The sequence below is a fragment of the Rhizobium sullae genome (genome assembly GCF_900169785.1).
GTDB classification, from domain to species: domain Bacteria; phylum Pseudomonadota; class Alphaproteobacteria; order Rhizobiales; family Rhizobiaceae; genus Rhizobium; species Rhizobium sullae.
Genome location: NZ_FWER01000001.1, coordinates 154,031 through 175,884 on the forward strand (window position 1 = coordinate 154,031; position 21,854 = coordinate 175,884).

Consider the following 21,854-nt stretch of genomic DNA (forward strand, 5'->3'; position numbering starts at 1 on the left):
TATGACTTCCGTAAGTTGGAGCTCGATGCATGGATGCAAGAGCCTGCAAGTCCTTGACAGCTTCTCTTGCAAATTCTTGCACGAATGAAAGAGCCACGCCCTATGCGGCGTGGCTGCTTTAATCTAAGCAGACCTGCCGGTTATTGCCGCGAGAGGGAAGAGGGCCATGACGAACTACGTGCTGACAGTATCGTGCAAATCGACGCGCGGGATCGTGGCTGCGATTGCGAGTTATCTCGCCGATCAGGGCTGCAACATCGTCGATAGCTCGCAGTTCGACGACCTCGACACCGGCAAGTTCTTCACTCGCGTCAGCTTCATCTCCGAAGAAGGCGTCGGCCTTCCGGCGCTGACGGAGGGTTTCAAGCCGATCGCCGAGAAATTCGGCATGGACGCCGAGATCCACGACGGCAGTGCCCGCATGAAAGTGCTGCTGATGGTCTCCCGCTTCGGCCATTGTTTGAACGACCTGCTCTACCGCTGGAAGATCGGCGCGCTGCCGATCGAGATCGTCGGCGTCGTCTCCAACCACTTCGACTACCAGAAAGTCGTCGTCAACCACGACATTCCCTTTTATCACATCAAGGTCACCAAGGAGAACAAGCCGCAGGCCGAAGCCCAACTGCTCGATCTCGTCGACCAGACCGGCACGGAACTGATCGTGCTCGCCCGCTACATGCAGGTGCTTTCCGATGCGATGTGCCGCAAGATGTCCGGCAAGATCATCAATATCCACCATTCCTTCCTGCCGAGCTTCAAGGGCGCTAACCCCTACAAGCAGGCTTATGAGCGCGGCGTGAAGCTGATCGGCGCCACGGCGCATTACGTGACGGCCGACCTCGACGAAGGTCCGATCATCGAGCAGGACACGGCGCGCATCACCCACGCCCAGAGTGCGGACGACTACGTCTCGATCGGCCGCGACGTCGAAAGCCAGGTACTGGCGCGGGCCATCCACGCCCATATCCATCGTCGCGTCTTCCTCAACGGCAACCGCACCATCGTCTTCCCGGCAAGCCCAGGTTCCTACGCATCCGAACGGATGGGTTGATCTCTACCCAAAAGGGCAGCGGCGCAAAGCTTGCTTGCTCATGACACGAATTCGATTATCTGCTTATGTGAACAATCGAATCATGCCGTGGGGGATGCCATGACCGACGATGCGCGTGCTGATCGTATGGAACTGCCGCGCCCGGACGTAACGTCGGCGGAAGCGGAAAGCATCCTGCAATCGCGCTACGGCCTTCAAGGCACGATCACTGAACTCGGCAGCCAGCAGGACCGCAATTACCGGATCGACACCGGCGACGGCAGCTATGTGCTGAAGATCTGCCACATGGCTTACGATACGCTGGAGCTCGAGGCGCAGAATGCAGCAATCCGGTATCTGACCAGCAAGGACGGCGCGCCGCGTGTCCCGAGGGTCATGAGCTCGACGGATGGTCAGGACATCATCGCCGTCACGGTTCGCGAACAGACCTTCAAGGTGCGTCTGCTCGAATATCTCGAAGGCGAAGGTCTGACGCATCGCAGATACCTGCCGAAGGCCTCCGTCGCGGCCCTTGGTGCGCTTTGCGCCCGGCTGGCGCAGGCGCTTGCGGATTTCAATCATTCGGGCCTCGACCGCAGCCTGCAGTGGGATCTGCGTCGCGCCGGACCTGTTGCCGTTCAGCTGCTTTCGGCAATCACCGATGGCGCTGCACGCGACCGGATCGCAAAGAGCATGGTGCTTGCCGTACGCCGCATCCAGCCGCTCGCGCCATCGCTCCGCGTTCAGGCCGTGCATCATGATGTAACAGGCGACAACGTCGTCTGCCGGATCGATGCGCAAGGACGGCCGATCCCCGATGGCGTCATCGATTTCGGCGATATCATTCGCGGCTGGCTCGTCGGCGATCTAGCCGTGACCTGCGCCTCGCTGCTGCATCAGGCCGATGGCGATCCATTCTACATCCTGCCCGCGGTCAAAGCCTATCACGAGATCTATCCGCTGACGGACGAGGAGTTGAAGGCGCTGTGGCCGCTAGTCGTCGCGCGTGCGGTCATTCTGGTTGCAAGCAGCGAACAGCAGATTTCGATCGATCCGGAAAACGACTACGTCCGCAACAATCTGGAGCTTGAACGGCGAATCTTCGACACGGCCATGTCTGTTCCCTTCGGATTGATGGAAGCCGCGATCCTCGAGGCTGTTGGCGCCGGGACGCCGCCGATCGATATGTCTGGCTGGCACGTGCTTCTGCCGGAGATCGACCCTGCAAACATCGCCTATCTCGACCTCGGCGTTCAGAGCCCGCATTTCGCAGCCGGTAACTGGCTGAATGCGGAAATGGACTGGCGGCTTTTGGCACGCGCGGCGAATGAGGCGGGCATAGCGGCGACCCGCTACGGTGAATACCGGCTTTCGCGCGCCGTTCTTCGAAGTGCCAGGCAGCCGTCGACCTACGCGCTGCACAACGACATCTGCCTGCCCGGAGGAAGCAGCGTCGCTGCCCCTTTTTCCGGACGCATCGATTGCAAGAACCACCATCTCATCCTGATCGGCAACGGCGTCAATCTGCATCTCGACGGCCTGGATCTGTCTGTTGAGGATGGCGTGGAGGTTGAACAGGGGCAGATCATCGGCACGGTCTCGGGCGAGGCCTCTTCGCTCGGCGGCTTGCGTATACAGCTTTGCACGGTTCCTGCGCTCGAACCGCCGCTCTTTGCCGCACCGCAGGAGGCAGCCGCCTGGTCCGTCCTTTGCCCATCACCCGCGGGTCTGCTTGGACCGGGCGCCAACGCGCCCAAGCCGGAAACGGGAGAACTGCTTGCGAGGCGTCAGGCGCATCTCGCAAAGCCGCAGAAGAATTACTACGAGGTGCCGCCGCAGATCGAGCGCGGCTGGAAGGAACACATGTTCGATGTCGAGGCGCGCGCCTATCTCGACATGGTCAACAATGTCACGATTCTCGGCCACGGGCACCCGCGCCTGGCAGAAGCGATCGGCGAGCAATGGCTGAAGCTCAACACCAATTCGCGCTTTCACTATGCGGCGATCGGCGAATTTTGCGAGCGGTTGACCGCCTTAGCGCCCGACGGACTGGACCGCGTCTTCCTCGTCAACAGCGGGTCGGAGGCGAATGATCTGGCGATCCGGCTTGCCTGGGCGCATACGGGGGCGCGCAACATGCTCTGCCTGCTGGAAGCCTATCATGGCTGGTCGGTTGCGAGCGACGCCGTCTCCACCTCGATTGCCGACAATCCTCAGGCGCCGACAACCCGGCCGGATTGGGTGCATGCCGCCGTTTCGCCCAACACCTATCGCGGCGAATTTCGTGGGCCGGATTCGACCGGAGACTATCTCGCCGCGATGGCGCCTGTGCTGCAGTCGATCGGCGCCAGCGGGCAAGGGCTTGCGGGCTTCATCGCCGAATCGGTCTATGGGAATGCCGGCGGCATTTCCTTGCCGGATGGATATCTAGCTGAAGTCTATGCTCAAGTTCGCGCCCGCGGCGGAGTCTGCATAGCCGACGAAGTGCAGGTCGGCTACGGCAGGATCGGCCATCACTTCTGGGGATTCGAGCAGCAGGGCGTCGTGCCGGATATCATCACCATCGCCAAGGGCATGGGCAACGGCCACCCGCTCGGTGCCGTGATCACGACGCACGGAATTGCCGAATCGCTGGAGAAGGAAGGCTATTTCTTTTCCTCGTCCGGCGGCAGCCCGGTCAGTTGCATCGCCGGCATGACGGTGCTCGACATCATGGTAGACGAAAAGCTGCAGGACAACGCACGCGAGGTGGGCGACCATCTCAAAGGTCGGCTTGCCGCACTGATCGACAAGTATCCGATTGTCGGCGCCATCCACGGCATGGGCCTCTATCTCGGGCTTGAATTCGTCCGCGACAGAACGACGCTGGAGCCAGCGACACAAGAGACGGCGGCCATCTGCAATCGTCTTCTCGAACTCGGCGTGATCATGCAGGCAACCGGTGATCACCTGAATGTGCTGAAAATCAAGCCGCCGCTTTGCCTGACCATCACGAGCGCCGACTTCTTCGCGGACATCCTGGAAAAGGTCCTTTCCGAGGGTTGGTGACCGGTCCTCCGCCGTTAATCAATGCGGTCATTTCGAGGCTTTCGGTTTTTTAATCAAAAGCCCCATTGCCGGAATCAAAACGACTTCCTATGTCTGTCCCGGTGATCGAAACGAGGCTTTCCGGCCGTCACGCAATTTGCACAAAGATCTGATAGTGTTCTTTCGGCAAATACGACTGTGACAGAATTATTTTTTTCGGATCGTCGAGATTTTGACACGTTTCGGAATATGATTCTGATGGACTGTCCTTTATTCTCTACAAACAAGGTAGATTATAAAGACGGTCGTCGCCGGTCCCGAGCCTTTCGAGACCCTCACGAGTGCAACGCCAACACAAGGAACGAGACATGATAGATATCGATATTCTCGCCACCCTTCTCGGGCGAATTGTACTCGGCAATGACCGTCCGGGCGCCCTCTCCCGCTCGAACTGTCGAATGTGACCTTCGTCCCTCCTTTCAACGGTATCAGACAAGTCAATTCGTCATCGCCTCGCAATCCGCGCGGCAGGAGTTCTACGCATGAAAAAGCAAGTTATCGAATATGCAGGCGTTCCCGTCGGGATCGTCATTCCAGATGAAGACCGGCTGAAGTTCATCGCCGTGAAATTTCACGTGCACGACCTCGACGAGCAGCGTTTCAGCTCGCCGGACGAGGTGAAGCTCGCGATCCACGACCTGATGACACGGCGCCATCCTAAGCCAATCCATGCCTGAAAACAGGCTTAGATTTCCGCGCTTCGTCGCTCTCCAAAGTTTATGACCGGTCCCGAAAAAGGGGCCGGTCTTGTTTTTTCGTGCTGGTTGCGATCCTATCGGACGTGAACAAGGACGGCGCATTTGCTCAATCTCATTACCGATATCGAGGGCGTTTCGATCGGCCACGTAACGGATCTGAAGCTCGGTTCCGGCGTCACTGCAATTATCTTCGACGAACCGGCGACGGCTTCGGCCAGCGTTCTCGGCGGCGCGCCTGGCAGCCGGGACACGGCCTTGCTCGATCCTTCGATGACAGTCGAAAAGGTTGATGCCTTCGTTCTTTCCGGCGGCTCGGCTTTTGGGCTGGATGCGGCAGGCGGCGTACAAGCCGGCCTGAGGAAGGCCGGCCGCGGCTTCCAGGTGGGCACAGTGCGTGTTCCGATTGTACCCCAGGCAATCCTCTTCGATCTCTTGAACGGCGGCGACAAAGATTGGGGCCTGCATTCGCCTTACCGGGAGATGGGCTATGCGGCCTTCAAGGCAGCGGTGAAAGGCGAATTTCCGCTCGGAACGGTGGGTGCCGGAACAGGTGCCACGACGGCAACATTCAAAGGCGGGCTCGGCTCGGCAAGTACGGTCAGCAGCGCTGGGCATCGGATCGCGGCAATCGTCGCGGTCAATGCGCTCGGTTCGGCAACGATCGGCGACGGACCGCATTTCTGGGCGGCACCCGTCGAAAACGGCAACGAATTCGGCAGCCTCGGAATGCCCGCGACGATCGACCATCGCTTGCGGCTCAAGGGCGTGGTGGCACCTGCAACCACGATCGGTGCGGTCGTGACCAATGCGGCGCTGACGAAGGCCGAGGCTTACCGGCTTTCGCTGGGCGCTCATGACGGGCTGGCAAGGGCATTGCTTCCGGCACACCTACCTCTAGACGGCGATACCGTCTTTGCCGCTTCGACGTGTGCGCGACCGATGGCCGACATGGGCGAGTTGATGGAGCTTTGCCACCTCGCAGGAGTGGTCATGGCCCGGGCGATCGCGCGCGGTGTTTACGAAGCGACAGCGCTGCCTTACGAGGGTGCGCAGAGGGCCTGGCGGGAGCTTTATCCGGACGGACGCTGATCGCCCAGACAGTGAGAAGAGCCCAAGCGGCGGGAGAGAAAATGCAGATCCGGGCCCTGATGTATTTCGACGAGTTGGTCAGGACAAAATCCATGCGCCAGGCGGCCGAGAACTTGGGCGTTGCGCCGACTGCCGTCAGCCGCCAGATAGAGAATCTCGAAGAACATTTCGGTGCTGCTCTCGTCGAACGCAGCGCGCGAGGCGTGACGCTGACGGCAGCGGGTGAACTGCTTGCCGCCCGCGCCGGACGGACACTTCGCGAACTCGAGCATGTGCAGCAGCTGATCGAAGACCTGAAGGGTCTCGAGCGCGGTCAGGTGACCATCTACGCCAACGGCGCAATCGTCACCAGTCTGCTTGCACCCGCGCTTTCGGAGTTCAGCCGCAGCTTTCCCAATATCCGCTTCGAGGTGATGATCACCAGCGCCCGGCAAGCCATCGAGGCGGTGAACGCAGCGCGGGCCGATATGGCGCTGACGCTTTTTGCTCCGCCAATGTCCGATGCAAAAGTGGTGACGCGCTTTGAAATCGCTTATGACGTGATTGTTTCGGCACAGGATGCCGCGGCAGGGCGCAAGGAAATTACCCTTCGCGAACTTGCACGCTACACACTCGCTCTGCCCGAGAAGTCCTTTGGTTTCCGCCAGAGCTTCGATGCGCTTGTCGAGCGACAGGGGCTGACGATCGATCCGGTTTTCACCGTCAGTTCGCTGGAAATGCTCAAGGAACTCGTGCTCAGCGACAGCGCGGTAACGCTGTTGCCGGCGCTTGCCGTGCGCCGCGAGATCGAGGCAGGCCAGCTTGCTGCCATTCCACTTGCCAGCGAAAACTCCATCCGCACGCATGCCGAGCTTTCGATCGCGCCGGATCGGCAACTCTCCTTCGCAGCGGACAAGCTCATCAGTTTCATCGAAAATTTCATGCGGACGAAACTGAAGGGCCGCTGAGGCCGGTCGAGCAGGACGACTTGCATTTTCTCTTTTTTTAGTGTGTAGCTTTTTTCGATGCACAATGAACACATAATGTGCGCACTAGTTCACATCGCCTTTTTGGGATCCGCAAAATTATGATCACCAGCTTTCTGCCGGCGCCTTTCACGCGGCTTGCTCACCGCCTTTCCCTCAGCGCTGCTCTTTCCGTCGCGATGATGGCAAGCGCCATCGTGCCGGCTCATGCGGCCAAGACGGTGCTCAATCTCGGCATGAGCGTCGAACCGGCGGGGCTCGATCCGACGATCGCTGCACCGGTCGCGATCGGTCAGGTGACCTGGCAGAATGTCTTCGAAGGGCTGGTTGCGATCGATGAGAGCGGCAAGGTCCGGCCGCAGCTTGCCAAGAGCTGGGAAATTTCGCCGGATGGGCTGACCTATAAGTTCAAACTACAGACGGGCGTCAAATTCCATGACGGCGAAGCCTTCGATTCCGCTACGGCGAGATTCGCGCTGGAACGTGCCCGCGGCAAAGATTCGGTCAATCCGCAGAAGCGCTTCTTCGCCTCGATCGCCTCCATCGATACGCCGGATCCCGAAACGCTGGTGCTGCATCTCTCGCAGCCGACGGGAAGCCTGCTTTACTGGCTTGGTTGGCCGGCATCGGTCATGGTTGGTCCGAAGTCGGCTGCGAGCGACAAGACGCAACCTGTCGGCACCGGTCCGTTCAAATTCGTCAACTGGGCGAAAGGTGACAAGGTCGAGCTTGTAAAGAACGAGGCCTACTGGAACAGTCTGGTGTCCGTGAAGCTCGACAAGGTGACCTTCCGCTTCATCGCCGACCCGCAAGCGCAGGCTGCTGCGCTGAAAGCAGGCGATGTGGACGCCATTCCGGAATTCGCCGCACCCGAGCTGATGACTTCGTTCAAGGGCGATCCGCGGCTAGTGACGAAGGTCGGCAATACCGAACTCAAGGTCGTTGCCGGCATGAACAATGCCAAAAAGCCTTTCGACGACAAGCGGGTGCGCCAGGCCCTGATGATGGCGATCGACCGTCAGACGGTGATCGACGGCGCCTGGTCGGGCCTCGGCACGGCGATCGGCAGCCACTATACGCCGAACGATCCGGGCTACCAGGACACCACCGGTCTACTGCCCTACAACCCCGAAAAGGCGAAGGCGCTGCTTGCGGAAGCCGGCTATCCGAACGGCCTCACCTTCACGATCAAATCGCCGCAGATGGCCTATGCGCCGCGCAGCGCCCAAGTGATGCAGGCAATGTTTGCCGAGATCGGCGTGACGATGAACATTGAACCGACCGAATTTCCGGCGAAATGGGTGCAGGATGTGATGAAGGACCGCGCTTACGAGATGACTGTCGTGGCGCATGCCGAGCCGATGGATGTCGACATCTATTCGCGCGATCCCTACTACTTCAACTACAAGAACCCGACCTTCAACGATCTGATGAAGAAGGTGCAGGAGACGACCGATCCCGTCTTGCAGAACAAGATCTACGGCGAGGCGCAGAAAATCCTCGCCGAGGATGTGCCGGCGCTTTATCTATTCGTCATGCCGAAGCTCGGCGTGTGGAACAAGAAGCTGAAAGGTCTATGGGAAAACGAGCCGATCCCTTCGAACGTTCTGACCAACGTGTCGTGGGAGGAGTGATTTTCCGCAACGAGATGGTAACGACTGGGGGCGGGACGTGATCACGGTTCTTGGCCGGCGCTTTTCCGGACTAATCCTGACGCTTGCCACCCTCTCTTTCCTGATTTTTGCTGTCATGGATCTTCTGCCCGGCGATCCGGCTTCGATCATGCTCGGCACTTCGGCAACACCCGAAACGCTGGCAGCGCTTCGGCATGAACTTGGGCTCGATCAACCTCTGCTCTTTCGCTACGGCCAATGGGTCGTCGGAGTGATTTCCGGTGATCTCGGGCAGTCTTATACCTATGGCGTGCCGGTCGCGGGGCTGATCCTCGAGCGGCTGGCGGTGACGCTGCCGCTGGCGCTGCTCGCTATCCTCCTTTCCGTCGCCATAGCCGTGCCGCTCGGCACCTTTGCAGCGGCGCGGCGGAACGGCATCGCCGATGTCGCCGCAACGCTCTTTTCGCAGGTAAGCATTGCCGTTCCGGCTTTCTGGGTATCGTTGCTGCTGATCATCCTGTTCTCAACGACGCTTGAACTCATGCCGGCCGGAGGTTTCCCAGGGTGGAGTGCGGGCCCCTGGCCTGCGTTTCAGGCGCTGATTATGCCTGCCATGGCCCTGGCGCTGCCGCAGGCGGGCGTCCTGACACGCGTCACTCGCTCGACGGTCCTGGAAACACTGCACGAGGATTTCACGCGGACGGCACTCGCGAAAGGGCTTTCGGCGCGCGCAGTCTTGTGGAGGCACGCCGTGCCGAACGCGCTGGTGCCGATACTGACGATCCTTGGGCTGCAGTTCACATTCCTCGTAGCGGGCGCGGTTCTGGTCGAAAACGTCTTCAACCTGCCAGGTCTTGGACGGCTTGCGTTTCAAGCATTGTCGCAACGCGACATCATTGTCATGCAGGATGTCGTGCTGTTTTTTGCCGCGCTCGTCGTCGTCATGAATTTCCTCGTCGATATGTCCTATCTCGCGGTCGACCCGCGATTGCGAAAGGATGTGTGACGATGGTGATCGCTTCCGGTACCGCCATCAGACGGCGCTCATTCACGATTAGCCGGCAAATTAAGCTTCTTACCGGCGCATCCATCATCGGATTGCTCGTGGCAATCGCGCTTCTGTCGCTCGTCTGGACGCCGCTGCCGCCCGCAAAGATGCAGATCATTCACAAACTGCAGCCGCCCTTCGCCTTCGGGCTGTTCGGCACCGATCAATTCGGCCGCGACGTTCTTTCGATGCTGATGGCCGGATGCTGGAATTCGCTGTCGATCGCCATCGCCGCGGTCGCCGTTGGTGCTGCGGTCGGTTCGATTGCCGGCATATCAGCCGCAGCGATCCGCGGCATCTTTGAAACGCTGCTGATGCGCGTCTGCGACGTCATCTTCGCGCTGCCACCGATCCTCTCCGCGATGATCCTCGGCGCTTTTCTCGGACCTGGCAAGTTTACGGCGATCACGGCGATTGCCGCCTTCATGATCCCGGTTTTCGCGCGAGTCACTCTCGCCTCGGCCCTGCAGGCCTGGAGCCGCGACTACGTGCTGGCGGCGCGCGCAATCGGCAACAGCCGCTTGACGATTTCGGTGCGCCATGTGTTGCCGAACATCATGAACCAGATCACCGTCCATGCGGCGATCCAGCTCGGGTTGGCGATCCTCACTGAGGCGGGATTAAGCTTCCTTGGTCTGGGAGTGGCGCCGCCGGTGCCGACCTGGGGCCGGATGCTCGCCGATTCCCAAACCTATCTTGGGCTGGCGCCGTGGCTTGCCATCCTTCCCGGGCTTGCGATCGCGCTTGCCGTTCTCGGTTTCAACATGCTGGGGGACGGACTGCGCGATTTCTTCGACCCGCGGCGTTTCTAAAATCAGACCGGACGGCGGTAACCAGTTGGCTGTTGGTAAAGCTGGCCGATACGCTTGACAGCGGCTTCAAAATTCTCGCGGGCCACGGTCATCGTGTAGCCGTTGGCATGAATGATCGTTTCCGGATCCTCCATGATTGCGACATGCCCCTTCCAGAAGACGAGGTCGCCGCGGCGAAGTTCGGAGCGATCGATCGCCTCGCCGAGGCCGGCTGCCTGCATGTCCGTGTCACGAGGCGCGCTTCGTCCGGCCATCTGCATGGCAAGCTGCACAAGGCCGGAACAATCGATGCCAAGGCCTGAGCGGCCGCCCCACAAGTAAGGTGCATTCATGAAGCGCGACGCGATCTCGACATAATCGTCGTCCTTGCCGGTAGCAACAGGCTGGACATGCCTTGCAAAGATCGCAGTACCATCTTCAAGTACGGCGTAGTGATTTCCGCGCGCTTCCGCCTCCCCCGCGACCCTGACGCGGCTGCCCATGGAGAGCACCGACTTGTAAGGCTTGCGCAATTCCGGCTCCGGATAGAGGAACGTGCGCTGCACGGTGATGATATGCGTCGGTTCTCCTTGAGCGTCGGACAGCATCTCCTCCGGCAGGTAGCCGACATACCCATCCGAACGAGCCTTTACCCAGCACCAGCCGCCGGCACGGTCAAAGACCGTTACATCCTCCCCGAGGAGCAGTTCCGTATCGATGCCGACTGAAAGTTCCGGTTGCGAACGAAGCGGCGCAACCGGAACGGCGATCCGCGCCGGGGTACCGGAAACAAAACGCAAGGCTTCGACCTTGCCTTCCAGACTCGCTTCGGCAAGGTCCGGACGATAGGCATGCAGGCGGCGGTCGAGCATCGTCACTTCCATTCCCTTATATTGGCAGGCGGCGCCCCTGGTCACGCACCAGGTCGCCGAGTTTCTCGAGATAGAGCGCGCCACCGACGGTGCGCTTGATGATCACATTCCGCCGGTCGCTCTCATCGCGTGCCCGATCGACTAAGCCCATTTCGCCCATGGTATCGAGCGCACGAGTGATAACCGGTTTCGTCACGTTCAGCGTTGCGGCGAGCCCACGCACGGTATGGGGCGGCGGCACCAGATAGATATGCAGCAGGATCGCCATCTGGCGCAACGTCAAATCACGTTCGTCGTGACGCACCTGGTCGAGGGTAACGCCGTGCCAAAGCCCCAGCGCCTGCGAGGCGGTCAATTCGATCGGCAAGGATCCTCCGGAAAATCATTACGCTAGCGTTTCATTCTCCGGCAGTGGATGCCGGTGTGCAAGAGGCGGCAGAATCTGCCGCCTCGCAAAGTGAATAAAATTTTAACGATCGTCGATCAGCCGCGGCGGATATGGTGGTAAAGCGCACGGATCGCCTGAGCCTCGCCGCCGCCTGGCGAATGAGCGCGCTCGGTCGGCGCCCAGCCGTAGATGTCGAAATGCGCCCAGCTCTTCGTATTGCTGACAAAGCGTTTCAGGAATAGCGCAGCCGTGATCGCACCCGCCATACCGCCCGCCGGAGCGTTGGTGATGTCGGCGATCCTGGCGCGGATATCCTTGTCGTAGCCCATATAGAGCGGCAGCCGCCACAAGGGGTCGTCGGTCTCGAGGCTTGCTTCAGTCAGATGGTGGGCAAGGTTTTCGTCATCCGTGAAGAATGGCGGGAGATCGGGACCGAGCGCGACGCGGGCAGCGCCCGTGAGCGTCGCCATATCGATCAGCAGATCCGGTGCCTCTTCGTCGGCGTAAGCCAATGCGTCGGCAAGGATCAGGCGGCCCTCCGCATCGGTATTGTCGATCTGAACCGTTAGACCCTTGCGGCTCTTGTAGACGTCTCCCGGGCGGAACGCATTTGCCGAAATCGAATTTTCAACGACAGGAATGATGACGCGGAGGTCGACCTTCAGCTTCGCGTCCATGATCATCAGGGCAAGGCCCATTACATTCGCTGCGCCGCCCATGTCCTTCTTCATCAAAAGCATGGAGGAGGCAGGCTTGATGTCGAGGCCGCCGGTATCGAAGCAGACGCCCTTGCCGACAAGCGTAACCTTGCGGTGGCCCTTCTTCCCCCAGCGCAGTTCCAGGAGGCGCGGCGCATCGGCGCTGGCGCGGCCAACTGTGTGGACCAGCGGGAAGTTCTCCTTCAGCAGATCGTCGCCGATGATGACCGACATTTCCGCCTTGTAGTGCTCGGCGAGGCCGCGGAAGGCGGCTTCGAGCTGTTCGGGTCCCATATCATTGGTCGGCGTGTTGATGAGATCGCGGGCAAGGAAGACGCCTGCGAGCTGGCGCTTGATATCTGCACCGTCAGCATCGCGCGGGATCATCAGCGTTGCCGCCGCCTGCTTGTCGGAACGGTAGCGGTCGAAACGGTAGCTGCCGAGCCCAAAACCGAGCGACAGGCGGTTTGCCGTCAACGGTGCGGTTTCGATGTGCCAATCGCCGGCCGGCAGCGAGCGGGCAAGTTTGCCGGTGATATAGGGTTGTTCCGATGGATTAGTGCCGAGGCCGAAAAGCGCCCCGCCGAGGTGCCCGGCCGCAGTCGGGATAAGCAGTAGAGAACCGCTTTCCGCCCTGTAGCCTGCCTTCTTCGCCCAATCGAGCGCGATCGGATCGATCGTACCGGTCTCGATGTGTGCAGGCGTGACCGCGAAGATCGGCAATGTGGAACCGCCTTTCGTGTTGAACGGCGTCGGTCTCTCGATGAACTGATAGGGGGCCATATTTATCCTTCGGCGATGTCCGGGAATCGCTTTTTAACGGTCCGTTAGGGTTAACAGACTATTGCTGGAGTGAAGATTGCGTCAAACCTTTCCCTGTTCCGCTTAGAGGCCAGGCGCCAGTTTCTGAATTCAGGAAAGCGCAATGCCTCTCCCGGCCATCAATCCCTCCAAGAACCTTACTCTCCACTGCGCCGTAGCCATAATGATCGTCGCGGCGCTCGCGGGTTGCTCGACGACCAAGGACAAGATGACGACGGGTTCGGTTCCGAAGCTGACAAAGCCGCTCGAAACCATGGATGCGAACGAGCTTCACGCAATGACGGAACGGGTCGGCCAGGCCTACGAGAAAAACCCACGCGATCCGGTCAACGGCGTCAACTACGCCAACCTGCTGCGCATGGCCGGGCGTGATGCGCAGGCGCTTGCCGTCATGCAGCAGGTTGCCATTTCCAATCCGAAAGACCGCAATGTCCTTGCCGCATACGGCAAGGCCCAGGCAGCCGCCGGACAATTCCAGCAAGCGCTCGACACGATCGGCCGGGCGCAAACCCCGGACCGGCCCGATTGGAAGCTTATTTCTGCCCAAGGCGCGATTCTCGACCAGATGGGCAAGCCCGGCGATGCGCGCGCGCGTTATCGCGATGCGCTGGACATCATGCAGAACGAGCCTTCCGTGCTTTCAAACCTCGGCATGTCCTATGTGCTGACAGGCGACCTCAGGACCGCCGAAACCTATCTCAAGCAAGCGGCGAGCCAGCCGGGCGCCGATAGTCGCGTCAGGCAGAATCTTGCCCTTGTCGTCGGTCTGCAGGGACGCTTCCCAGAGGCCGAAGAGATCGCCCGCCGCGAGCTCGCGCAGCAGCAGGCCGACGCCAACGTCGCCTATTTGCGTTCGATGCTTTCCCAGCAAAATTCCTGGCAGAAGCTCGCGGCAAAGGACAGCGCGCCGGCAAGCAATACCAACTGATTTCGGTTACCGAAGGATCGCGCCGGAAATCAAACGCAAACCCAGCCCGCCCATGACGAGCCCGGCAGCGCGGTCGATCCAGTGCTTAGCGGCCAAATAGACCTGGCGCGGACGGCGGGCCGAGAAAGCCAGCGCCACGATCGCATACCATCCGGCCTCGATCGCGAAGATGCCGATCGGCAGACCGATGATGACACCTGCAGGTACGGTTTTCGGCAGAAAAGCCGCGAATATACTCGCATAGACGATGATGGTCTTCGGATTGCTGAGCTGCGTCAGCAGCGCCATCGAGAAGCTGCGGCCGAGCGACGCCCCGCCCGCGACCGCGCCGGACACCTCGAGAGGTTCCTTCGCGCCCTGCCAGATCCGGAACGCGATATAGACGAGGTAGGCGCCGCCGGCGAACTTCAACACCAGGTAAAGCCACGCGAACTGCGTCAGCAACGCCGTCAGGCCCGCAAGGGCGAGAATGCCGAAAATGACGCCGCCGACACCCATTCCGAGCGCCGCTGCCAAGCCATCAAGGCGAGAGCGGGAAATGGCGATGCGCGAGACGACGACGAAACTGGGGCCGGGGCTCATCGCGCCGACCATCAGTGCTGCAAAAATGCTGGTGAGAATGGCTGCGGAAGACATGAACACTCACTCCTGATTTCGACCAGACGAGCAGCGGTCACGTCAGCGTTCCCGATGGTCCGCCATCTCATTCGCCAGTCACACAAAAACATTGGCTAGCTGGTTTCGCCATAGCCTGCAAGCGGTGTCAGAACCTGTCGGCAACCTGAATGCCGGCCGGGCCGAGAATAACCGCAACGAGTACGGGAAGGAAGAACAGGATCATCGGAACGGTCAGTTTCGGTGGCAGGGCGGCGGCCTTTTTTTCAGCCTCGTTCATGCGCTCGTCGCGGCCTTCCTGTGCGAGAACGCGTAGCGCCTGCGAAATCGGCGTGCCGTAACGGTCAGCCTGGATAAGGGCCTGTGTGACCGACTGCACAATACCGATCTGCGTGCGCGTGCCGAGGTTCTCGAGTGCCTGGCGGCGGTCGGGCAGGAAGGAGAGCTCAGCTGTCGTCAACACCATTTCTTCGGCAAGCGGCGGCGACTGCTCGCCGAGTTCTTCCGACACGCGTCGCATCGCTGCCTCAATCGAGATGCCGGATTCGACGCAAATCAGCATCAGGTCGAGTGCGTCCGGCCAGGCGCGCTTGATCGAGTGCTGGCGCTTCGACATCCGGTTCGAGATGAAGATGTTCGGTGCGTAGAAGCCGAGATAGCCCGTGCCGACCATCGCCAGCAGGCGGATGGGAAGCGGCTTGGCGGCAAGGTTTCCGAGACCGAAAATCCAAAAAAAGGCGACCGCGAGAAAGGCAAACGGCAGAAGGAAGCGAGCGACGAGAAATGTGTTCAAGGCGTTTTCGGAGCGATAGCCGGCTGCCCGCAGTTTGTTCATCGTGTTTTGGTCGACCAGCGCTTGGCGAAGATTGAAGCGTTCGACGATCTGGCGGATAGAGCGATTGTTCTGGTTGCGAATTGACGCCTTGCTTCCCGACTCCGTATTCATGCGGGCACGCTCGCGGGCACGAATCTGGTCACGCTCCGTCGAGACGGCGCGCATCCGCTTGTTGAGGTCTCCGCGCTCGAAGAAGGGAACGGCGATCGTATAGAAGGTTGCGAAGACGGCGATCGCGACGAGAAGCGCTACCAGCATGGCCGGATCGGTCAATCTCGCTGCAAGATCCGATGACATGGCGCGTCCCTTCCCGTTAGATGTCGAAGTTGACCATGTTGCGCATGACGAAGATACCGATCGACATCCAGACCGCCGAAGCGCCCATGATGAAATGCCCGCGCGGATCAGTGAACAGGATCATCATGTATTGCGGTGACGTGAGGTAAACGAGCGTAGCGACGATGAAGGGCAAGGCGCCGATGATGACGGCGGAAGCCTTGGCTTCCATCGAAAGCGCCTGCACCTTGGCCTTCATCTTCTTGCGGTCGCGCAGAACCTTCGAAAGGTTGCCGATCGCTTCGGAAAGATTGCCGCCGGCCTGCGACTGAATGGCGATGACGATCGCGAAGAAGCTGACTTCCTGCAATGGCATGTGGTTGGTCATGCGGGCGCAGGCGTCGGGAACACTGAGGCCGACCTGCTGCGATTCCACGACCCGGCGAAATTCGGTTTTCACCGGGTCGCGGCCTTCGTTTGCGATGAGGCGGATCGCATCGTTCAGCGGCAGGCCGGACTTGATCGAACGCACGATGACGTCGAGCGCGTTCGGAAATTCGTTGAGGAATTTGTTCTGGCGGCGCTTGATCAGGAATCCCAGTATCCAGCGCGGCAGGCCGAGTCCAGCAACGACTGGAAGCGCAAGAACGACCAGCATCGGCGCGCCGGCGAGCAATGCGATAAGCATCAGGAACAGCCCGAAGGCGGCGCTGAACATGTAGAATTTGGCGGGCGTGATGGCAAAGCCCGCTTGGGTCAGCCGCGATTTCAACGACAGTTTCCGTTTTGTGTTTTCCTGCTGGCGTTTTTCGAGGTCCTTGAGATTGTCCTGCACCGACTTGCGGCGTTTCGACATTTCCTGCACACGGTCCCGTGCGGCCTTGACGTTTACGCGGTCGGTCTCGTTTGAGGCGACGCGGCTGACGCGATTGGCAGCCTTCTTCTCGGCCTCCATACGGCTGAAGAGCAGGCCATAGCACACCGCGCCCGCTGCGACCGCAACCAGCGCGATGATGGCAAGCACTATCGGATCGAGGCCGAACATCATACTTCCTTCGACTTTTCTTCCATCTGATCCAATGCGGCGGCAAGGCGCTTTTCTTCGTTGTAGTAGCGCGCGCGATCCCAGAAATGCGGTTTGCCGATACCGGTCGACAGGTGGCGACCGATCAGCCGGCCGCCTGCGTCCTCGCCGTCGATCTCGTAGCGCATCAGGTCCTGGGTGATGATCACGTCGCCTTCCATGCCGATCACCTCGGTGATCGCCGTAATACGCCGCGAGCCGTCGCGCAGGCGCGCTGCCTGAATTATGACGTCGATCGAACCGGCGATGATTTCGCGAACAGTCTTTGCCGGCAGACTGTAGCCACCCATCGCGATCATGGATTCGATACGGCTCAGACATTCGCGGGGCGAGTTCGAGTGGATCGTTCCCATTGAGCCGTCGTGACCGGTGTTCATCGCCTGAAGAAGGTCGAAAACCTCCGGTCCACGCACTTCGCCGACGATAATGCGTTCCGGACGCATACGAAGGCAGTTCTTGACGAGATCGCGCATGGTGATCTCGCCTTCTCCTTCGATGTTCGGCGGACGGGTTTCCAGCCGCACCACATGCGGCTGCTGCAGCTGCAGTTCCGCCGTGTCCTCACAGGTGATAACGCGCTCGTCCCTGTCGATATAGTTCGTCAGGCAGTTCAGAAGCGTCGTCTTGCCGGAACCGGTGCCACCGGAGATCACGACGTTGCAGCGGACGCGGCCTATGATCTGCAAAAGCGTTGCGCCCTCCGACGTGATCGCGCCAAAGCGGACGAGTTGATCGAGCGTCAGCTTGTCCTTCTTGAACTTACGGATGGTAAGCGCCGGGCCATCGATCGCCAGCGGCGGAGCGATGACGTTGACACGCGAGCCGTCCGGCAGGCGAGCGTCGCAGATCGGGCTCGATTCGTCGACGCGGCGGCCGACCTGGCTGACGATACGCTGGCAGATAGAAAGGAGCTGGCCGTTGTCGCGGAAGCGGATCTCAGACTCGATCGTCTTGCCGCCGACTTCGATGAAGGTCTGGCCGGCGCCGTTGACCATGATGTCGGCGATGTCGTCGCGCGCGAGCAGCGGCTCCAGTGGGCCATAGCCGAGAACATCGTTGCAGATGTCTTCGAGCAGCTCCTCCTGCTCGGAAATCGACATCGCGAAGTTCTTGATTGTGATGATATCGTTGACGATATCGCGGATTTCCTCGCGGGCGCTTTCCCCATCCAGCTTGGCAAGCTGGGAGAGATCAATCGTATCGATCAGCGCCGAGAAGACCTGTGCCTTGGTGTCGTAATATTCGTCGGTGCGGGCTGGCCGCCGGCGCTGCGGTGTCTGCATGGGCGGCGGCGTCACCTGATACCGGCCAGGCTCTCTTGCCGGCTCGACCAGCACGGCGGGCGCGGAAGCGGGAGCCGCAGCGGCTGACGGCGGTGGCGGTGCGCTTACGCCGCCGCCCTTTCCTTGGCCTTCATTTCCGCGTTTTCCGAACATTCCACAAAATCCAATCTACTCGTTTTCGTCTTTACCTGGCGCGCTTCAGCAGTCCCATCAGGCCGCCGCGCTTTGCCTTCTTGATGGCGATACGGCCGGTGACGATGTGTGCCAGCTGGGAGAAGGTCTCCGCGGTGGGTGATTTCGGGTCCATCTCGGAGATCATGCGGCCGCTGTTGGCGGCATTGCCGAACAGACCGACGTCGAAAGGAATGATCGCGATCGGCTCGATCTCAAGCGGTTCGCAGAAATCGGATGGGGCGATTTCCGGCCGTTTCGGCATGCCGACCTGATTTAGGATCAGGTGCGGCATCTTGTCGTTCGGGCGCAGCTTGCGCAGGGCATCGAGCATGTTCTTTGCGTTGCGCAGGTTCGCAAGATCGGGAACGGCGCAGATGACAACCTCATCTGCCGAAGCCAGGACCGACCGCGTCCATTCCGACCAGGCATGCGGAACGTCGAGCACCGTCACCGGCGCACTGCGCTGCAGGACTTCAAGGACCGGCTGAAACGCCTGGCCATCGAAATCATAGGCGCGATCAAGAATCGACGGTGCTGCAAGCAGCGACAGATGTTCCGAACATTTCGTCAGCAAACGATCGAGGAAAACCTCGTCCAGCCGATCGGGAGCAAAGACCGCCTCGGCGATCCCCTGCGTCGGGTCCTGGTCGAAATCGATGTTGGCCGTGCCGTAAGGCAGGTCGAGATCGGCGAGGATCGTCTCGGTCGAGAAGAGATTGGAAATTCCGAAAGCGCAGTTGTGCGCGATCGTCGAGGCACCCGTGCCTCCCTTGGAGCCGATGAAGGCGATGCTGCGGCCAAGCGGCTCGGCATCCGGATCGACGAAGATCGATGCCATGGCCATCATGATGTCCGGCATCGCGACCGGCTGAACCATGTATTCGGAAATGCCGTTGCGGATCAGCTCGCGGTAAAGCGCGATGTCGTTGTAATAGCCGATGATGACGACTTTGGTGCTCGGATCGCAAACGGCCGCTAGCGGCGCGAGCTCCGAAAGCAGGCTTGCTGCATTGGCCTTGGTTTCGAGGATGATCAGATTGGGGGTCGGGGCACTGGCGAACATGTTCGCAGCCGCCGCGATGCCGCCGCTGGTGATCCGCAGGCTGACCTTCGACATCCGCCGGTCGTTGCCGCAACGCTCCATCACCCGCTGAAGCGCCTCGCTTTCGCAGAAGGCATGCACGGAAATACGCGGCAGTGGTCGCATGTTCTCCAACTCGCCCATACGAACGGCGTCTTCCGCGTGCTGAAGCTCCGTCGCGTTCTTGATCTCGTATTCGATGGGGCTCATCGTCTGGATCCGCTCCTCATTAGAAGGTGCCCGAATTGTTGTGCTCAAGGACGGTCCTATATTCGCGGTATTCGGTGATGGCATCATTGCGGCGCGCGGCATCGATAGGCGTCATGCCGCGCGGCGCGATGAAGTCTTCCGGATTGGCGATCTGTGCGGCCAGATTGTTCTGGGTGGCGCAGCCGAAATTGTAATAATTCTGGTTGTCGAAACCGCCGCCGATATCCTTAGGCCATTGTCCGCACTGCGTGGTCATGGCTGTCGTGCCGACGAAACTGAGGCGGATCGGCGCTGCATCGCCAGGCGCTGCTGAGTAGCTTGCATTGACGATCTTCGAGCTCGGTATCCGTCTTTTCGAGAGCTCGGCCCGTACCTGGTTCCGCACCTGGCTTGCCGCGGCCGCGTTAGGCGAGCCTTGGGGCGTCATGACATAAACCGGGCCGGAAGCCCGGGATATATAATTGGCAGCGAAGCCGCGGATCATGTCACGCTGGGCAATCGTCAAGCGCCGATCGGTCGAAGCGACCGGGATATCGACCGTCTGCTCGGCCTCCGCCACCACGATCGGATGGCGCTGCCGGTAATCGTCGGGAATGCCGCCGGTGGTCAGATTGTCGCGGGGAGCCGCGCAGCCGGATAGCGTCACGCCCGCAAGGGCCGCTGCGCCAAGCATGACGGATCGCATCGTGGCCTTCCTACTTTGAGCCATCGCCTGATCACCATATCGTTTCATCGTTTTCGATCCTGCGCCGCTCATTTGTAGATAAACCCAATGGAACCGTGGAATTGCGCGTCGGCCACCGGAACTTCGCGGCGGCCGTAAACCTTGTTGACACGGTTCATGAAGAATGCCTGGCCATCATGCTCCGGACTGAAATTGTCGTCCGGCCGGTTGAGCTCGTTGCGGGCGACGGGGCGTACCAGATAGGGGGTCGCGATGATCACGAGCTCGGTTTCGTCGCGCTGCACCGTTTTTTGGCGGAACAGCGTCCCCAGCAGCGGGATCTTGTTCGCGCCCGGTGTGCCGTTCGATGTCTGCGAGACGTTGTCCCTGATCAGGCCGGCAAGCGCGATCGAGCCGCCGGACGGAAGCTCGACGGATGTCTCGGCCGAACGGCGCTGATAGGTCGGTTGCGACCCGGAGACGGACGGCGCGGGCTCGGACACATTCGTCACGATTTCTAGGCTGATGCGTCCCGAGGAGAGAACCACCGGCTTGAAGGCCAGATTGATGCCGTAGTTATAAGGAACCACGGTCACGTTCCCGTCGTTGTCGGTGGTCGAATAGAGAACCTGACCGCCGGAATTAAAGGTTGCGGCCTGACCGGAAATCGCCGTCAGCGTAGGTTCGGCCAGGGTTCTGACGACCTTTGCCTGCTCGAGCGCGCTCAGATATGTCGATATGTCATATTTGCCGATCGAGCTCTTGAAGAGAGCTGCAAGTCCGCCGCCGAGGGTTGCAGTGGAGCCACTCGATGAAGGTGAACCGAGCTGCGCTACTGTCATTCCCGAGGAATTCGATACGAGATTGTCGAAGCCGATCTGCTTCAGGATTTCGCGGCGGACCTCGGCGATCGTCACCTTGAGCGTGACTTGGTCCTCGCCCTCAATCTGCAGCAGGTTGACGACCTGCGATTCCTGGCGGGCCTCGGCGAAAAGCGCGACATCGCCCCCCGATGCGCTGCTGGAGGCCGTTTCGGTTCGCGTCGTCGCTTCGCCACCAGTCAGGAACGCCTGGGCAAGGTCGGCGGCTTGCTTGGCGTCCTGTGGCGTGCGGACCGTGCCGGTCAGCACGATATTGTCCGACACGATCTCGACCTTGATGTTGGAGTCGACGATGAAACGCCTCAGGTTCGTCTCGAGGCCGGAGACATCGCGCTCGATTTCGATATCGAGGCTCACGACTTCCTGGCCATCGCTCCCGAAAATGAAGATGTTCGTTTGGCCGACCTTCTTACCGAAGAGATAGATGCGGCGCGAGGTACGCGTGACGGCATCGGCCATCGACGGATCGGAGACGAGGATGTCATGCGCTTCCTCGGGTAGATCGACGACCACCGCCTTGTTGAGGCCGAGCCTAACGCGGCGGTGGGCGCCGGGACCGGTCCGCGAGATCTGGATGACGCCTTCCGATTCCGCATGCGCAATGCCTGCGCCAACCAGTGGCGCGAAGGCAGGCGGCGTGAGCCCCGAAATAGCCGTCGTCAGCGTGAGGAAGCCCGCAAGGAAAGACCTGGTGCGCCGCATTGTGTTGACCATTAATTTCC

The 21,854-nt window shown here is 60.4% G+C and carries 19 protein-coding genes; 9 read left to right on the plus strand and 10 right to left on the minus strand.

Annotated features, from left to right (window positions below; genetic code table 11):
* Window positions 1-166: 166 nt before the first annotated feature.
* From purU to BN1800_RS00870, 8 genes are all read left to right on the plus strand, one after another.
* Window positions 167-1,051: a formyltetrahydrofolate deformylase gene (gene purU / locus BN1800_RS00835; RefSeq protein ID WP_086993542.1), complete on the plus strand. Its 885-nt coding sequence runs from the start codon at window positions 167-169 to the stop codon at window positions 1,049-1,051.
* Window positions 1,052-1,150: 99 nt separating this feature from the next.
* Window positions 1,151-4,078 (plus strand): aminotransferase, encoded by a 2,928-nt coding sequence (locus tag BN1800_RS00840; RefSeq protein ID WP_086993544.1) that lies wholly within the window; start codon window positions 1,151-1,153, stop codon window positions 4,076-4,078.
* Window positions 4,079-4,599: 521 nt separating this feature from the next.
* A complete protein-coding gene (locus BN1800_RS00845) occupies window positions 4,600-4,794 on the plus strand; it encodes a hypothetical protein (protein WP_027510551.1) in 195 nt (64 codons plus the stop codon).
* Between the two features lie 123 nt (window positions 4,795-4,917).
* Window positions 4,918-5,904, plus strand: a complete 987-nt coding sequence (locus tag BN1800_RS00850) for a P1 family peptidase (protein ID WP_086993546.1) — start codon at window positions 4,918-4,920, stop codon at window positions 5,902-5,904.
* A gap of 41 nt (window positions 5,905-5,945) precedes the next feature.
* Entirely contained in the window at window positions 5,946-6,851 is a 906-nt protein-coding gene (locus BN1800_RS00855; RefSeq protein WP_027510549.1) for a LysR family transcriptional regulator, read from the plus strand.
* 119 nt (window positions 6,852-6,970) lie between these two features.
* Window positions 6,971-8,503 carry an ABC transporter substrate-binding protein gene (locus BN1800_RS00860; protein ID WP_037142139.1) on the plus strand — a complete coding sequence of 511 codons (1,533 nt, stop codon included), beginning with the start codon at window positions 6,971-6,973 and terminating at the stop codon, window positions 8,501-8,503.
* Window positions 8,504-8,540: 37 nt separating this feature from the next.
* Window positions 8,541-9,488 (plus strand): ABC transporter permease, encoded by a 948-nt coding sequence (locus BN1800_RS00865; protein WP_086993548.1) that lies wholly within the window; start codon window positions 8,541-8,543, stop codon window positions 9,486-9,488.
* 2 nt (window positions 9,489-9,490) lie between these two features.
* A complete protein-coding gene (locus BN1800_RS00870; protein ID WP_086993552.1) occupies window positions 9,491-10,342 on the plus strand; it encodes an ABC transporter permease in 852 nt (283 codons plus the stop codon).
* 2 nt (window positions 10,343-10,344) lie between these two features.
* On the opposite strand, the gene BN1800_RS00875 is transcribed toward BN1800_RS00870, so the two are convergent.
* The 3 genes from BN1800_RS00875 to BN1800_RS00885 form a co-directional block, all read right to left on the minus strand.
* On the minus strand, window positions 10,345-11,199 hold the full coding sequence (locus tag BN1800_RS00875) for a C40 family peptidase (RefSeq protein ID WP_086993883.1): 855 nt from the start codon (window positions 11,197-11,199) through the stop codon (window positions 10,345-10,347).
* A gap of 10 nt (window positions 11,200-11,209) precedes the next feature.
* Complete coding sequence (locus tag BN1800_RS00880) at window positions 11,210-11,560, minus strand: MarR family winged helix-turn-helix transcriptional regulator (protein ID WP_086993554.1); 351 nt, start codon at window positions 11,558-11,560, stop codon at window positions 11,210-11,212.
* Between the two features lie 116 nt (window positions 11,561-11,676).
* Window positions 11,677-13,062: a leucyl aminopeptidase family protein gene (locus BN1800_RS00885; RefSeq protein ID WP_027510543.1), complete on the minus strand. Its 1,386-nt coding sequence runs from the start codon at window positions 13,060-13,062 to the stop codon at window positions 11,677-11,679.
* A gap of 142 nt (window positions 13,063-13,204) precedes the next feature.
* Between BN1800_RS00885 and BN1800_RS00890 the strand changes: the two genes are divergently transcribed.
* Window positions 13,205-14,029, plus strand: coding sequence for a tetratricopeptide repeat protein (locus tag BN1800_RS00890; RefSeq protein ID WP_086993556.1), 825 nt, complete (start codon window positions 13,205-13,207; stop codon window positions 14,027-14,029).
* A 6-nt stretch (window positions 14,030-14,035) separates the two neighbouring features.
* Here the strand turns inward: BN1800_RS00890 and BN1800_RS00895 are convergent, their stop codons facing one another.
* The 7 genes from BN1800_RS00895 to BN1800_RS00925 form a co-directional block, all read right to left on the minus strand.
* Window positions 14,036-14,665: a LysE family translocator gene (locus BN1800_RS00895; RefSeq protein WP_086993557.1), complete on the minus strand. Its 630-nt coding sequence runs from the start codon at window positions 14,663-14,665 to the stop codon at window positions 14,036-14,038.
* Between the two features lie 127 nt (window positions 14,666-14,792).
* On the minus strand, window positions 14,793-15,776 hold the full coding sequence (locus BN1800_RS00900; RefSeq protein ID WP_086993559.1) for a type II secretion system F family protein: 984 nt from the start codon (window positions 15,774-15,776) through the stop codon (window positions 14,793-14,795).
* A gap of 16 nt (window positions 15,777-15,792) precedes the next feature.
* On the minus strand, window positions 15,793-16,800 hold the full coding sequence (locus BN1800_RS00905) for a type II secretion system F family protein (RefSeq protein WP_086993887.1): 1,008 nt from the start codon (window positions 16,798-16,800) through the stop codon (window positions 15,793-15,795).
* Window positions 16,800-18,275, minus strand: coding sequence for a TadA family conjugal transfer-associated ATPase (locus BN1800_RS00910; RefSeq protein WP_086993560.1), 1,476 nt, complete (start codon window positions 18,273-18,275; stop codon window positions 16,800-16,802). The genes BN1800_RS00905 and BN1800_RS00910 overlap by 1 nt, the downstream gene beginning before the upstream one ends.
* A gap of 31 nt (window positions 18,276-18,306) precedes the next feature.
* Window positions 18,307-19,587 carry a CpaE/TadZ family protein gene (locus BN1800_RS00915; protein WP_086993563.1) on the minus strand — a complete coding sequence of 427 codons (1,281 nt, stop codon included), beginning with the start codon at window positions 19,585-19,587 and terminating at the stop codon, window positions 18,307-18,309.
* Window positions 19,588-19,606: 19 nt separating this feature from the next.
* Entirely contained in the window at window positions 19,607-20,344 is a 738-nt protein-coding gene (locus tag BN1800_RS00920; RefSeq protein ID WP_086993565.1) for a CpaD family pilus assembly protein, read from the minus strand.
* Window positions 20,341-21,846 (minus strand): type II and III secretion system protein family protein, encoded by a 1,506-nt coding sequence (locus BN1800_RS00925; protein WP_086993567.1) that lies wholly within the window; start codon window positions 21,844-21,846, stop codon window positions 20,341-20,343. The genes BN1800_RS00920 and BN1800_RS00925 overlap by 4 nt, the downstream gene beginning before the upstream one ends.
* Window positions 21,847-21,854: the final 8 nt, after the last annotated feature.